Source organism: Pseudomonas sp. SZ40 (genome assembly GCF_052958135.1).
The window spans coordinates 148996-163119 of record NZ_JBQWIF010000003.1; the positions used below are offsets into that span (position 1 = coordinate 148996).

Annotated in this window: 13 protein-coding genes; 6 read left to right on the top strand and 7 right to left on the bottom strand. The window is 63.1% G+C overall.

From position 1 onward, the window contains the following. Positions 1–76 precede the first annotated feature (76 nt). The 4 genes from infA to trxB form a co-directional block, all read right to left on the bottom strand. Positions 77–295 carry a translation initiation factor IF-1 gene (infA, locus tag ACT9T4_RS04470; protein WP_002553999.1) on the bottom strand — a complete coding sequence of 73 codons (219 nt, stop codon included), beginning with the start codon at positions 293–295 and terminating at the stop codon, positions 77–79. Between the two features lie 145 nt (positions 296–440). Then, positions 441–1148: an arginyltransferase gene (locus tag ACT9T4_RS04475; RefSeq protein ID WP_042552651.1), complete on the bottom strand. Its 708-nt coding sequence runs from the start codon at positions 1146–1148 to the stop codon at positions 441–443. A gap of 68 nt (positions 1149–1216) precedes the next feature. Next, positions 1217–1918: a leucyl/phenylalanyl-tRNA--protein transferase gene (gene aat / locus ACT9T4_RS04480; protein WP_499115692.1), complete on the bottom strand. Its 702-nt coding sequence runs from the start codon at positions 1916–1918 to the stop codon at positions 1217–1219. A gap of 48 nt (positions 1919–1966) precedes the next feature. Then, positions 1967–2917, bottom strand: a complete 951-nt coding sequence (gene trxB / locus ACT9T4_RS04485) for a thioredoxin-disulfide reductase (protein ID WP_179538166.1) — start codon at positions 2915–2917, stop codon at positions 1967–1969. Positions 2918–3133: 216 nt separating this feature from the next. Here trxB and ftsK point away from each other — a divergent pair, with 216 nt between their 5' ends. The 6 genes from ftsK (at position 3134) to cysG (ending at position 10706) form a co-directional block, all read left to right on the top strand. Beyond that, positions 3134–5542 carry a DNA translocase FtsK gene (gene ftsK / locus ACT9T4_RS04490; RefSeq protein WP_499115695.1) on the top strand — a complete coding sequence of 803 codons (2409 nt, stop codon included), beginning with the start codon at positions 3134–3136 and terminating at the stop codon, positions 5540–5542. A gap of 20 nt (positions 5543–5562) precedes the next feature. Further along, positions 5563–6189 carry an outer membrane lipoprotein periplasmic chaperone LolA gene (lolA, locus tag ACT9T4_RS04495; RefSeq protein WP_499115697.1) on the top strand — a complete coding sequence of 209 codons (627 nt, stop codon included), beginning with the start codon at positions 5563–5565 and terminating at the stop codon, positions 6187–6189. Between the two features lie 6 nt (positions 6190–6195). Next, positions 6196–7521 (top strand): replication-associated recombination protein A, encoded by a 1326-nt coding sequence (locus ACT9T4_RS04500; protein ID WP_042552656.1) that lies wholly within the window; start codon positions 6196–6198, stop codon positions 7519–7521. Then, on the top strand, positions 7518–7892 hold the full coding sequence (gene crcB / locus ACT9T4_RS04505) for a fluoride efflux transporter CrcB (RefSeq protein ID WP_499115699.1): 375 nt from the start codon (positions 7518–7520) through the stop codon (positions 7890–7892). Before ACT9T4_RS04500 ends, crcB begins: the two co-directional genes overlap by 4 nt. Before the next feature lie 16 nt (positions 7893–7908). Then, the gene (serS, locus tag ACT9T4_RS04510) at positions 7909–9189 is read left to right on the top strand and encodes a serine--tRNA ligase (RefSeq protein ID WP_042552658.1); all 1281 of its coding nucleotides are present in this window, start codon (positions 7909–7911) and stop codon (positions 9187–9189) included. A gap of 119 nt (positions 9190–9308) precedes the next feature. Then, complete coding sequence (gene cysG, locus ACT9T4_RS04515) at positions 9309–10706, top strand: siroheme synthase CysG (RefSeq protein WP_499115701.1); 1398 nt, start codon at positions 9309–9311, stop codon at positions 10704–10706. Positions 10707–10868: 162 nt separating this feature from the next. Here cysG and ACT9T4_RS04520 read toward each other — a convergent pair whose 3' ends face one another. The 3 genes from ACT9T4_RS04520 to ACT9T4_RS04530 form a co-directional block, all read right to left on the bottom strand. Continuing rightward, a complete protein-coding gene (locus tag ACT9T4_RS04520; RefSeq protein ID WP_499115703.1) occupies positions 10869–11864 on the bottom strand; it encodes a TRAP transporter substrate-binding protein in 996 nt (331 codons plus the stop codon). A 161-nt stretch (positions 11865–12025) separates the two neighbouring features. After that, positions 12026–13327, bottom strand: a complete 1302-nt coding sequence (locus ACT9T4_RS04525; protein WP_499115705.1) for a glycosyltransferase — start codon at positions 13325–13327, stop codon at positions 12026–12028. Positions 13328–13334: 7 nt separating this feature from the next. Then, the gene (locus ACT9T4_RS04530; RefSeq protein WP_052493753.1) at positions 13335–13841 is read right to left on the bottom strand and encodes a disulfide bond formation protein B; all 507 of its coding nucleotides are present in this window, start codon (positions 13839–13841) and stop codon (positions 13335–13337) included. Positions 13842–14124 lie beyond the last annotated feature (283 nt).

Here is a 14124-nt window from a genome sequence, read left to right on the forward strand (position 1 = left end):
GAGCAACGAAAACGCCCGGCATATGCCGGGCGTTTTCATTACCGCACGAAGCAGGTGGGAGCGTGGCTCCTACCTGTTAGCGGGCGCGGTAGGTGATGCGACCCTTGCTCAGGTCGTAAGGGGTCAGCTCTACGCGGACCTTGTCACCAGTCAGAATGCGGATGTAATTCTTGCGCATCTTTCCGGAGATGTGCGCGGTAACGACGTGCCCATTTTCCAACTCCACACGAAACATGGTGTTGGGCAGGGTGTCGACGACAGTGCCTTCCATTTCGAAGCTGTCTTCTTTCGACATGCAGTAAAGCCCTCGGTATCCAATGAATGGCCCGGCGCAACTGGCCCCAGGCAAAAGCGGCGTGCATTGTGCCCGAAAAACGGGGTTGACGCCAAGGGTCTGTTCCTGTTTCGGCGACGCAGTCGTGCCGAGGTGCGCAAAGCCGTCAGGTAAGGGCTACCCAATGCTGATTGACGAACAGCTCGATGGGTCGATATTGCGTCTTGTAGTTCATCTTTCGGCAGTTCTTGATCCAGTAGCCCAGATAGACCGCCTGGAGCCCCATTCGCAGCGCCTCACCGATCTGCCAGAGGATCGCGAAGCGCCCCAGGCTGCGGCGCTCCTCGTCGGGGTCGTAGAAGGTGTAGACCGCCGACAATCCATTAGGCAACACGTCGGTGACGGCGATGGCCAGCAGGCGGCCATCTTCGCGAAACTCGTAGAAGCACGAGAACGGCAGGTCGCGGACCAGGAAGGTGGAGAACTGCTCGCGACTCGGTGGGTACATGTCGCCGTCGGCATGGCGCTGCTCGATGTAGCGAACGTACAGCGCGTAGTACTCCTCGCTGAATACCGGGCGCACCGCACGTACCTGAATCGACTCGTTGCGCTTGAGGATCTTGCGCTGCTGTCGATTGGGCACGAAGCGGGCAGCCGGAATCCGCGCGGGCACGCACGCCGTGCAGCGCTGACAGTGCGGGCGGTAGAGATGATCGCCGCTACGCCGAAAGCCGAGCTCGGAAAGCTCGGCATACATATGCGCATCCATGGGCTGACTGGGATCGAGGAACAGGGTGGTGGCCTGTTCCTCGGCCAGGTAGCTGCAAGGGTGCGGCTGGGTGGCGTAGAACTTCAGGCGAGCCAGCTCAGTCATGATCGACTCCCTAGGTTAGCCTGGAATGAGTGTATGCCAGGTCGCCGGCCTCCACCAGAACAGGCCTGTCACCCGTCGGTTGGTTGTAGCGGCGCCAGCCAGTGGGCGGTGCTGGGCTGATCGAGATAGCGCTGCAGATAGTCAGCGAATTGCGCGCGGCTTATCGCCCGGGCACCCAGGCTGTGCAGGTGCTGGGTCGGCATCTGGCAGTCGATCAGTTCGAAACCCCAGCGCCTGAGGTGCTCGACCAGGGTCACGAAACCGACCTTGGAGGCATTGTCGGCGCGGCTGAACATCGACTCGCCGAAGAACAGCTTGCCCATGGCCAGGCCGTAGAGCCCGCCGACCAGTCGCTCGTCTTGCCAGACCTCCACGCTGTGAGCCACGCCACGCCCGTGCAGCTCGATGTAGGCCTGTTGCATGGGCGTGGTGATCCAGGTGCCGTCCGCATAGTCGCGTGGCGCGGCACACGCCTGGATGACATCCGGGAAGGCCTTGTCGAAGCTGACCCGGTAATGCCCCTGGCGGATGACCTTGCGCAGGCTGCGCGATACATGCACTTCGTTGGGAAACAGCACGGTGCGAGGGTCTGGCGACCACCACAGCAGCGGCTGCCCGTCCTGGTACCAGGGGAAGCAGCCGTGTCGATAGGCGGCGATTAGCCGGTCAGCGCGCAGGTCGCCGCCAGCGGCCAATAGGCCGTTGGGCTCGCGCAGGGCCTTGTCGAGGGGCGGAAAGGTCAGAGAGTCGCGTTGCAACCAGGTGAGCATTGGCGAAACCGCGGCAGGGGAGGGCGGGTTTTACACCGCCCAGGTTGATCAGTTGTCGTCGAGGAATTTTTCGACGTCGAGGGCAGCCATGCAGCCAGCGCCGGCCGAGGTGATGGCCTGGCGATACACGTGGTCGGCCACGTCACCGGCAGCGAAAACACCCTCAATGCTGGTGGCGGTGGCGTTGCCTTCGTTGCCGCCCTTGATCAGCAGGTAGCCATCGCGCATCTCCAGCTGGCCCTGGAACAGGTCGGTGTTCGGTTTGTGACCAATGGCGATGAATACACCGGCCAGCGGCAGATCGCTGGTGCTGCCGTCCAGGGTGTTGCGCAGGCGGGCGCCGGTTACGCCAGTGGCGTCGCCGAGGACTTCTTCCAGGGTGTGGTTCCAGTGCAGGCGCATGTTGCCGTTGGCCACTTTGTCGAACAGCTTGTCCTGGAGGATCTTCTCCGAACGCAGCTTGTCGCGGCGGTGCACCAGGTGCACTTCCTTGGCGATGTTGGAGAGGTAGAGCGCCTCTTCGACAGCCGTGTTGCCACCACCGATCACCGCGACCACCTGATTGCGATAGAAGAAGCCATCACAGGTCGCGCAGGCGGAAACGCCCTTGCCGGCGAATGCCTCCTCGGACGGCAGGCCCAGGTATTGAGCCGATGCGCCGGTGGCGATGATCAGCGCGTCGCAGGTGTAGGTGCCACTGTCGCCCTTGAGGGTGAACGGACGGCTCTGCAACTCGGCGGTGTGGATGTGGTCGTAGATGATCTCGGTTTCGAAGCGCTCGGCGTGTTTCTGCATGCGTTCCATCAAGCCCGGGCCTGTCAGGCCTTCGACGTCACCCGGCCAGTTGTCCACTTCGGTCGTGGTGGTGAGCTGGCCGCCAGGTTGAATGCCGGTGATCACGACAGGCTTCAGATTGGCACGAGCAGCGTACACGGCAGCACTGTAGCCGGCGGGTCCGGAGCCCAGGATAATCAGGCGGGAATGCTTGACTTCGCTCATAAAAACACCTCATAAGCCTTTGTCACAAAAGAGAATGCGTGCTCAAATTGAGCCGCACGGACGAATAGTGGCCGCTATGCTACACCGAAGCACGAAGCTAGCGGGAGCGGGGTGGGGCGATCAGCCCCCCATCAGCGGTGCGGCATGCCGTACAATGGCGACGTTTCGTCCTCTACCGATCATGCGGCGCGCTACTGGCGCAGGAACAAATGCGTTTTGAAGAATTCTAGCTCTACAGCACCGGCGCCGGCCTGGCGTCAGCAACTGCCGTACCGCCTCAAGGAGGGTGCGCTGATCGCCCTTGGGGCCTTGTGCCTCTATGTGTGGATGGCGCTGCTCACCTACGATCCGGCCGACCCGGGCTGGACCCATACCAGCAACGTCGAGCAGGTGCACAACGCCGCTGGTCGTGCCGGCGCCTGGTTCGCCGATGTGCTGTTCATGGCCCTCGGCTATTTCGCCTATCTCTTCCCGTTATTGCTCGGCATAAAGGCGCTGCAGGTCTTCCGTGCCCGTCACGAACCCTGGCACTGGAGCGGCTGGCTGTTCTCCTGGCGCCTGATCGGCCTGGTGTTCCTGGTGTTGTCGGGCGCAGCACTGGCCTATATCCACTTCCAGAGCAGCGCGGGCATGCCGGCATCGGCAGGCGGTGCGCTTGGTGAAAGCCTCGGCCAACTGACCGTCGCGGCCTTGAACGTGCAGGGCAGTACGCTGCTGTTCATCGCTCTGTTCCTGTTCGGCCTGACCGTGTTCACCGACCTTTCCTGGTTCAAGGTCATGGACCTTACCGGCAAGATCACCCTGGATCTGCTGGAGCTGGTGCAGAGCGTGGTCAACCGCTGGTGGAGCTCGCGCCAGGACCGCAAGCAACTGGTTGCGCAACTGCGTGAAGTGGACGAGCGCGTTCACGACGTGGCGGCCCCGGTGGTGCGTGATCGTCGCGAGCAGGCCAAGGTCAAGGAACGCCTGATCGAGCGTGAAGAGTCGCTCAACAAGCACATGAGTGAACGGGAAAGCCGTCCCGCTCCGGTGATTACCGCTCCGGCCGCGCCCAAGGCGCCCGAGCCGAGCAAACGGGTGCAGAAGGAGAAGCAGGCGCCGCTGTTCGTCGACAGCGCCGTGGAAGGCACGCTGCCGCCAATCTCGCTGCTCGACCCTGCAGAAGCCAAGAAGATCGAGTACTCGCCCGAATCCCTGGCGGGTGTCGGGCACTTGCTGGAGATCAAGCTCAAGGAATTCGGTGTCGAGGTGTCGGTCGATTCGATCCATCCCGGCCCGGTGATCACCCGCTACGAAATCCAACCCGCCGCTGGCGTCAAGGTCAGCCGAATCGCCAACCTGGCCAAGGACCTGGCGCGCTCGCTGGCGGTGACCAGCGTGCGTGTGGTCGAAGTGATTCCCGGCAAGACCACCGTGGGTATCGAAATCCCCAACGAGAACCGGCAGATCGTGCGTTTCTCCGAGGTGCTGTCGACCCCCGAATACGACGACGCCAAATCGCCGGTCACCCTGGCTCTGGGTCACGATATCGGCGGCAAGCCGGTGATCACCGACCTGGCGAAAATGCCCCACCTGCTGGTCGCCGGTACCACCGGTTCCGGTAAGTCGGTGGGCGTCAACGCGATGATTCTGTCGATCCTGTTCAAATCGGGGCCGGAAGACGCCAAGATGATCATGATCGACCCGAAAATGCTCGAGTTGTCGATCTACGAAGGCATTCCCCATCTGCTCTGCCCGGTCGTCACCGACATGAAGGAAGCGGCCAACGCGCTGCGCTGGAGCGTTGCCGAGATGGAGCGCCGCTATAAACTGATGTCGAAGATGGGCGTGCGTAACCTGGCAGGCTTCAACCGCAAGGTGAAGGATGCCATCGAAGCGGGTGAGCCGCTGTCCGATCCCCTGTATCGCCGCGAAAGCATGGAAGACGAAGCGCCGCTGCTGAAAACGCTGCCGACCATCGTCGTCGTCGTGGACGAATTCGCCGACATGATGATGATCGTCGGCAAGAAGGTCGAAGAGCTGATCGCACGTATCGCCCAGAAGGCACGGGCGGCGGGCATCCACCTGATTCTCGCTACCCAGCGACCGTCGGTGGACGTGATCACCGGTCTGATCAAGGCCAACATTCCCACCCGTATGGCCTTCCAGGTATCGAGCAAGATCGACTCGCGCACCATCATCGACCAGGGCGGTGCCGAACAGCTGCTCGGCCACGGTGACATGCTCTACATGCCGCCAGGTACCAGCCTGCCGATTCGCGTGCACGGCGCCTTCGTCTCCGACGACGAGGTGCACCGTGTGGTCGAAGCCTGGAAGCTGCGTGGCGCACCGGACTACAACGAAGACATTCTGGCCGGCTCCGAAGAGGGCGGTGGTGGCTTCGACGGTGGTGGCGGTGGCTCCGACGGTGGCGACGACACCGAGTCGGATCCACTGTACGACGAAGCGGTCAATTTCGTGCTGGAAAGCCGCCGCGCGTCCATCTCCTCGGTGCAGCGCAAGCTGAAAATCGGCTACAACCGCGCCGCCCGCATGATCGAAGCCATGGAAATGGCCGGCGTGGTAACGCCGATGAATACCAACGGTTCGCGCGAGGTCATTGCACCCGGGCAGAACCGCGACTAACACCCTGACAGAGGATTCACATGCGCCTGATTCGCCTGATGTTGCTCGCCGTGCTGAGTACCGCGAGCCTGTTCGCCCATGCTGACGATGAAGCCGCTTTACAGCGCCTGACCCAGTTGCTCAACCAGGCGCAGACCATTACCGCGCGCTTCTCCCAGCTGTCCCTCGACGGCAGCGGCACCCAGCTGCAGGAAACTTCCGGCGAGCTGGCCCTCAAGCGACCGGGGCTGTTCCGCTGGCACACCGACGAGCCGATGGAGCAATTGCTGGTTTCCGACGGCAAGCAGGTGTGGCTGTACGACCCGGATCTCGAGCAGGTGACCATCCAGTCCCTCGACCAGCGCCTGACCCACACACCGGCGCTGTTGCTCTCCGGTGATGTGTCGCAGATCCGCGAGAACTTCGAGATCACCTTCAAGGAAGGCGGCAGCGTGGTGGACTTCATCCTCAAGCCGAAGTCCAAGGACACCTTGTTCGACAGCCTGCGCCTGTCGTTCCGCAACGGTGTGCTGAACGACATGCAATTGATCGACAGCATTGGCCAGCGCACCAACATTCTGTTCATGAGCGTGAAGATGAACGAGCCTCTGGATGACAAGCAGTTCAGCTTCGAAATCCCCGAGGGCGCGGACGTCATTCAAGAGTAGGTAGTCGTGGATCTGTTTCGCAGTGCGCCCGTCGCCCAGCCACTGGCCGCCCGTCTGAGGGCGACCACGCTGGACGAATACGTTGGTCAGGAGCATCTGCTGGCCCGCGGCAAGCCGCTGCGCGAAGCGCTGGAGCAGGGCGCCTTGCACTCGATGATCTTCTGGGGCCCACCCGGCGTCGGCAAGACTACCCTGGCACGCTTGCTGGCACAGGTCACCGATGCGCATTTCGAGACCATTTCCGCGGTGCTGTCCGGGGTCAAGGAGATTCGTCAGGCCGTCGAGGTCGCCCAGCAGCACGCCGCCCAGTATGGCCGCCGCACCATTCTGTTCGTCGACGAAGTGCATCGTTTCAACAAGTCGCAGCAGGATGCCTTCCTGCCTTACGTGGAAGACGGCACGCTGATCTTCATCGGCGCGACCACGGAAAACCCTTCGTTCGAACTCAACAACGCCTTGCTGTCCCGCGCGCGCGTCTACGTTCTCAAGAGTCTGGATGACGCGGCGCTGCGCAAGCTGGTCGACCGAGCGCTGAGCGAGGCCAAAGGGCTGGGCGAGCGACAACTGAAGCTGCCGGACGACAGCTTCGACATTCTCAAGAGCGCAGCGGACGGTGACGGCCGACGCTTCCTCAACTTTCTCGAGAACGCTGCCGACCTGGCCGATGACGGCGGTGAGATCAGCACCGAATTGCTGCTCGACCTGCTTGGCGATACACGGCGGCGGTTCGACAAGGGCGGCGAAGCCTTTTACGACCAGATTTCCGCGCTGCACAAGTCGGTGCGCGGCTCCAGCCCGGACGGGGCCCTGTACTGGTTCGCACGCATGCTCGATGGCGGTTGTGATCCGCTGTACATCGCCCGGCGCGTGGTGCGCATGGCCAGCGAGGACATCGGCAATGCCGACCCCCGCGCGCTGACCCTGTGCCTGAATGCCTGGGACGTTCAGGAGCGCCTCGGCAGCCCCGAAGGCGAGCTGGCCGTGGCCCAGGCCATCGTCTACCTGGCCTGTGCGCCGAAGAGCAACGCCGTGTACAGCGCCTTCAAGGCCGCCATGCGCGATGTCGCGGAAAACGGCTCGCGCGAAGTGCCGCTGCACTTGCGCAATGCGCCGACCAAACTGATGAAGCAGCTCGGCTATGGCGACGAATACCGCTACGCCCATGACGAGCCCGAAGCCTACGCGGCTGGCGAAGACTACTTTCCCGAAGACATCGAACCGCGCCGCTATTATCAGCCGGTGCCACGCGGCCTGGAGCTGAAGATTCGCGACAAGCTCGCCCATCTGGCCGATCAGGACGCCAACAGCCCGCGGCAGCGCAGAAAGCCATGATGGTGACCATTTTCGCCGTCGCCGTTGGCGGCGCCCTCGGCACCCTGGCGCGTTTTGCCGCGGGTAACTGGGTCAATGCCCACTGGCCGCAGCATTTCTATGCGGCAACCTTGCTGGTGAACCTCGTCGGCTGCCTGCTGATCGGGGTACTCTACGGTCTGTTCATGCTGCGCCCCGAGGTGCCACTGCCGATCCGCGCAGGGTTGATCGTCGGCGTGCTGGGCGGCTTCACGACATTTTCTTCATTTTCCCTGGACACCCTGCGTCTGCTGGAAAGCAGCCAGGCGCCATTGGCCCTTGGCTATGTGGCGGTAAGTGTACTGGGCGGCCTGCTCGCTACCTGGGCAGGCCTTTCGCTAACCAAACTCTGATCGACGAGAACCTGAAATGCTCGATTCCAAACTGGTGCGCAGCCAACTGCACGAAATTGCCCAGCGCCTGGCCACCCGTGGCTATGAACTGGACGTGACCCGCGTTGAAGCCCTCGAGGCTCAGCGCAAGTCCGTTCAGACCCGTACCGAGCAATTGCAGGCAGAGCGCAACAGTCGATCCAAGTCCATCGGCCAGGCCAAGCAACGCGGTGAAGACATCGCGCCGTTGCTGGCCGAGGTCGACCGCATGGGCAGCGATCTGGAAGAGGGCAAGCGCGAGCTGGACGCCATCCAGGTCGAGCTGGACAACCTGCTGCTGAGCATTCCCAACCTGCCGGACGATTCGGTGCCGGTCGGTGCCGACGAAGACGACAACGTCGAAGTACGCCGCTGGGGCACGCCGAAGGCCTTCGACTTCACCGTGCAGGATCACGTCAGCCTTGGCGAGCAGCACGGCTGGCTGGATTTCGAAACCGCCGCCAAGCTGTCCGGTGCGCGCTTTGCCTTGCTGCGTGGCCCTATCGCCCGCCTGCACCGCGCCCTGGCGCAGTTCATGATCAACCTGCACACCGCCGAACACGGTTACGAAGAAGCCTATACCCCTTATCTGGTGCAGGCCCCGGCGCTGCAGGGCACGGGTCAACTGCCGAAGTTCGAGGAAGACCTGTTCAAGATCAGCCGCGAAGGCGAGGCCGACTTCTACCTGATTCCGACCGCCGAAGTGTCGCTGACCAATATCGTGGCCGGCGAGATCGTCGATGCCAAGCAACTGCCGCTGAAGTTCGTCGCGCACACGCCGTGCTTCCGCAGCGAGGCCGGTGCATCGGGCCGTGATACCCGCGGCATGATCCGCCAGCACCAGTTCGACAAGGTCGAAATGGTCCACGTGGTCGAGCCGGGCAAGTCCTTCGAGGCGCTCGAGGAACTGACCGGCCATGCCGAAAAGGTTCTGCAACTGCTCGAACTGCCGTACCGCGTCCTTGCCCTGTGCACCGGCGACATGGGCTTCAGCGCAACCAAGACCTACGACCTGGAGGTCTGGGTGCCGAGCCAGGACAAGTACCGCGAGATTTCGTCCTGCTCCAACTGTGGCGACTTCCAGGCCCGCCGCATGCAGGCGCGCTATCGCAACCCGGAAACCGGCAAGCCGGAACTGCTGCACACCCTCAACGGCTCCGGCCTGGCGGTGGGCCGTACCCTGGTGGCGGTACTGGAGAACTACCAGCAGGCCGACGGCAGCATTCGTGTTCCCGAGGTGCTCAAGCCCTACATGGGTGGTATCGAAGTGATCGGCTGATCCATGCGTAACGGCGGCACTTCAAGGTGCCGCTTGGCATAGCATTTCAGGCCCCGAGCTGAGTCTCGGGGTCGCCATTTTCAACACGTCGCTTGCGAGCGACCGCAATGGGCATCGTCATGGACTTTCTTCCCCTGTTCCACAAACTGCAGGATCGCCGCGTGCTGGTGATCGGCGGCGGCGAGATCGCCCTGCGCAAGGCGCGCCTGCTGGCCGATGCCGGGGCCTGCCTGCGCGTCGTCTCGCCCGAGGTGGGCAGTGAGCTGCGCGAACTGGTGGAGCAGGGCACGGGCGAGTTGCGCCTGCGCAACTACCAGCCCGACGATCTGAGCGGCGTATCGCTGGTGATTGCCGCGACCGATGACGAAGCCCTGAATGCCCAGGTATCCCAACAGGCTCAGGCCATCGGCCTGCCGGTCAACGTGGTGGATGCACCTGCGCAGTGCAGCGTGATCTTTCCTGCCATCGTCGACCGCTCGCCATTGATCGTTGCGGTCAGCAGCGGCGGTGATGCGCCAGTGCTGGCCCGGCTGATTCGCGCCAAGATCGAAACCTGGATTCCGGCTACCTACGGTCAGTTGGCCGGTCTGGCGAAAGTCTTCCGGGCACAGGTCAAGAGCCTGTTTCCCGACGTGCAGCAGCGCCGGGTGTTCTGGGAAGACGTATTTCAGGGGCCGATCGCGGAAAGCGTGTTCGCCGGCAAGCTAGGCGAAGCCCGCCGCCTGCTGGAGGACAAGGTCAGTGGTGCTGCGCCTCGGGCGCTGGGTGAGGTGTATCTGGTCGGTGCAGGCCCGGGCGATCCCGATCTGCTGACCTTCCGCGCCCTGCGCCTGATGCAGCAAGCCGATGTGGTGCTCTACGATCGCCTGGTCGCTCCTGCGATCATCGAACTGTGCCGCCGCGATGCCGAACGCATCTATGTTGGCAAGCGTCGCGCCGATCACGCCGTTCCCCAGGAACAGATCAACCAGCGCCTGATCGACCTGGCCAAGGCCGGCAAGCGCGTGCTGCGCCTCAAGGGCGGAGATCCGTTCATCTTCGGCCGGGGTGGCGAAGAGATCGAGCAACTGGCCGCCCATGGCATTCCCTTCCAGGTGGTACCGGGGATCACCGCGGCCAGCGGCTGCTCCGCGTATGCGGGCATTCCGCTGACCCATCGCGATCACGCGCAATCGGTGCGATTCGTCACCGGCCACCTCAAGGACGGCAGCGCCGACCTGCCCTGGTCGGAGCTGATCGCGCCCAGTCAGACCCTGGTGTTCTACATGGGCCTGGTCGGCCTGCCGACCATCTGCCAGCAACTGGTCGCCCACGGCCGTGCCGCGAGCACACCGGCAGCGCTGGTGCAGCAGGGCACCACGGAAAATCAGCGGGTATTTACCGGCACCCTGGCCAATCTGCCCGACCTGGTCGCACGCCACGAGGTGCACGCGCCCACGCTGGTGATCGTCGGCGAAGTGGTGCAGTTGCGGGAAAAACTGGCCTGGTTCGAGGGCGCCCAGAACACGGCTCGATAGCGTCGTGTGCCGCTTACCGGTAGCCTGTGGTTGAGCGTGGCTGTACTCCGGACAACCTTTCCCGGGTAGCGCCACGCTCAACGCCGGGCGAAGAGAGCGAGCCACCCTGGAGTGATGGTTTCCGGGGTTCGCTGCGCTCCATGCACGCCACAGGCAAAGGGATCAATGCTTGCGGTTAACCAACTGCGCCGCCTTGATCACGTCGCTGCCGATCTCGGCTTCGAACTGCTGCCATACCGGTCGCATGGCTTCGCGCCAGGCTTCACGCTGTTCCGGCGTGAGGGTGATGATCTGGCTCTTGCCGGAGGCCTCGATGCGACGGCGATCGGCCAGGTTGGCCTCTTCGGCCTGGCGATTCACCGCGTAGGTAACCTCGTCGATGATGGCCTCGAGCTCGGTGCGAATCTGGTGGGGAATGCCGTACCAGAAGCGCGCATTGCTGATCAGCATGTAGTCGAGCACACCGTGATTGGTCTCGGTGATGAACGGCTGAACTTCGTGCAGGCGCTGGCTGTAGAGGTTCGACCAGGGGTTCTCGGCACCCTGTACCTGACCGCTCTGCAGCGCCTTGTAGACCTCGGCGAACGGCAGCTTCGCCGATTTGGCGCCCAACTGGGCGAACTGCGCGTCGAGTACATTGGAGTTCTGGATGCGGAAGGTCAGGCCCGAGGCATCGGTCGGCAGGCGCAGGGCCTTGGTTGCCGACATCTGCTTCATGCCGTTGTGCCAATAGGCCAGACCCACGATGTTCTGATCTTCCATCGAGCGCAGTAGCTGGCGGCCCTTGGCGCGCTTCTGAAAGCGGTTGACCGCTTCCAGGTCGTCGAACATGAACGGCAGGTCGAACACCTGAAGCTGTTTGGTGTACTTGTCGAACTTGGCCAGCGACGGGGCCAGCATCTGCACTTCGTTGTTGCGCAGCGCTTCCAGCTCGTTGGCGTCGCCATACAGGGACGAGTTGGGGTAGACCTCGACCTTGACCTTGCCTTCCAGACGCTGGTCGACCAGGCGCTGAAACATCAACGCTCCCTGGCCTTTTGGCGTGTCGTCAGCCACCACATGGGAGAGCTTGATCACCAATGTGGCTTCTTGGGCATGGGCAGTGTAGGAGGTGAGCGTCAGGGCGCAGGCGGCCGCAACGGCGATCTTTTTGAACATGCGGGTGACCTTATTCTTATCGACTATTTTCAGGTCGGACGCCGGTTGGCGTGAGCGTCCGTGCTAGAACCGGGAACGGTTGTTCGCGGAGTCTACTGCAAACGCAGCGTCCTATTTGTGACATCCGTCCGAGGAGCGGAAGGAAGACGGGCAGATTGCCGTCAAACGTCTGCTTTTACCGGTATAGCCGCATTCTTGGCTGCGATCCACTGGGACATGTACTGGGTGCTCTTGTGCTGATGGTGACGCAGCATGGCCCCCACGAAATTGCTCTGACGATGTTGCTCTCGGGTCGCGAACAGCCGATTCAGGCGGGTCACCAGCGCTTCGCCGAGCAGCGGGCGATCGAAGCGCGCGTCGAGCAGGGCATATCCCTGCCGCTGCGCGTCGAGCCAGCGCGTTTCGTCCGCGTACAGCTGCACCGCCGCATCGGCGAATGAGTTGGCGTCGGTCACGATGCTACCGGGCCACGGCAGCTCGCCATGCATGCCTTCGCTACCGATTGGCGTGGTCACGCTGGGCGTGCCGCAGGCCATGGCATCGGCCAGTTTGCCCTTGATCCCGGCGCCGAAGCGCAGGGGAGCCAGACAGATCCTCGCCTGAGCCATCACCTGGTGAGCATCGTCGGCCCAGCCGAGTACATGAAAGCCCTGTTTGGGGTTGTGCAGTGCCGTGGCCTTCGGCGGCGGGTAGGCGCCGTACACGTGCAGCTGCGCCTGGGGCAGGCGCGCGCGGATCGATGGCCACAGACCATGCTTGAGCCACAGCACGGCATCCCAGTTTGGCGCGTGGCGGAAGTTGCCGATGCTCAGAAAGTGCTGCCGCTCGGCAAATGGCAGCTTCTCGAGCGCAGGCGGAATCAGCATCAACGCACAATCGTGCAGCAGGGCTGCCGGCACCTTGAACTGTTCCTGCAACAGGCTCATCTCGAATTCGGAAATCATCAGCGTCAGGTCGCAACGGTAGATCGACGCGATTTCCCGCTGCGCCATGTCGCCGTCCGCCATGGCCGCGTACAACTGCCGTGCAGTGGCGTGCACCGGGCCGACCTGCTGCCGCTCGGCTTCGTTCGAACAGGCCAGCTGGCTGGCCTTGAGCAAGCCGTGACGGGCATCGCGCAGGCAGTGCAGGTCGCTGGTGTCGAGGACCCGCAGGGCCTGCGGCCAGGCGCGCTCGACACGCCAGGCGAATTGCTCTTCGGTGAAGAAACGGTCGAACAGCACCAGATCCGGCTGCAGTTTGGCGACGATGGTATCGAAGCTGTCGCAGTTCAGGGCAACGGCCACTTCGGCGATCTGCAACTCGCTCAGGTCTGCGCGGTGCGAAGACAGCGCCGCAGCACTGGCGAAGGTGACCTGCCAGCCCTGGCCGCGAAACACGCCGAGCAGTTCGAGCATGCGGCTGCCCGCTGCGGACGAACGGGGTTCCGGCCAGACGTAGCCAATGACCAATACCTTGCGCATACCGGGCTCAGCGTTTGCCGCGGATGCTGCGCCACAGGGTGAACAGCACCAGCGCGAACAGCGCGGCGATGCTTGCCAGGGTCCAGACGGTGAAGGGCAGGCCGAGAATCTTGTAATCGTTCTGCCCGCAGATGCCACCGCTCATGAACACGCCCGGCCAGTATTCGTGCAGAGGCAGGGTCTGGTAATAGAAGGGGAAGGGCGAGCAGCTGAAGCTCTCCATGACGCCCAGCTCGATGAGCGTGACGTGGGCGTTGTCGATCAGCGCCATGCCGCTGGCGGCGAGCAGCAGGGGCCACAGCAGCACCGCCAGCCAGGTCTGCCGGGCCGCTGCGGCGGCGCTGAGCAGCAGGGCGATGACGGTGGTCAGGGCCAGCCACAGACGGATCTGCACGCACAGCGTGCAAGGCTCCCAGCCAAAGACGTGTTGCGCGATCAGCGCGCCGGCGAGCATGGCGGCGCTGGCCAGAGCGATCACGAGCAGTAGCGGGGCGGGCGTGGTAGAGCGGGACATGAACTTCTCCAACGAGACGGGACGGCCGGGCCACGGCGACAAGCTGCCGTTTGTACCGGAAGGTGGCGTGCGCGGCAATCGAGGATTCCGATGAAAACCATCATTTTTTGCGGGCATGGATGGGGGGCAGCTTAAGGCCATGCCTGACCACTATTTGTGGGAGCGCGCGGGGACGCCTAGTCCATGCGCGCGAAATCACGGGCATGGCCCGTTCCCACAACAACAGTGCACGCGCTTTAAAGCATCCAAAAAAATCCCCACGCAGAGGGGCATCTGCGTGGGG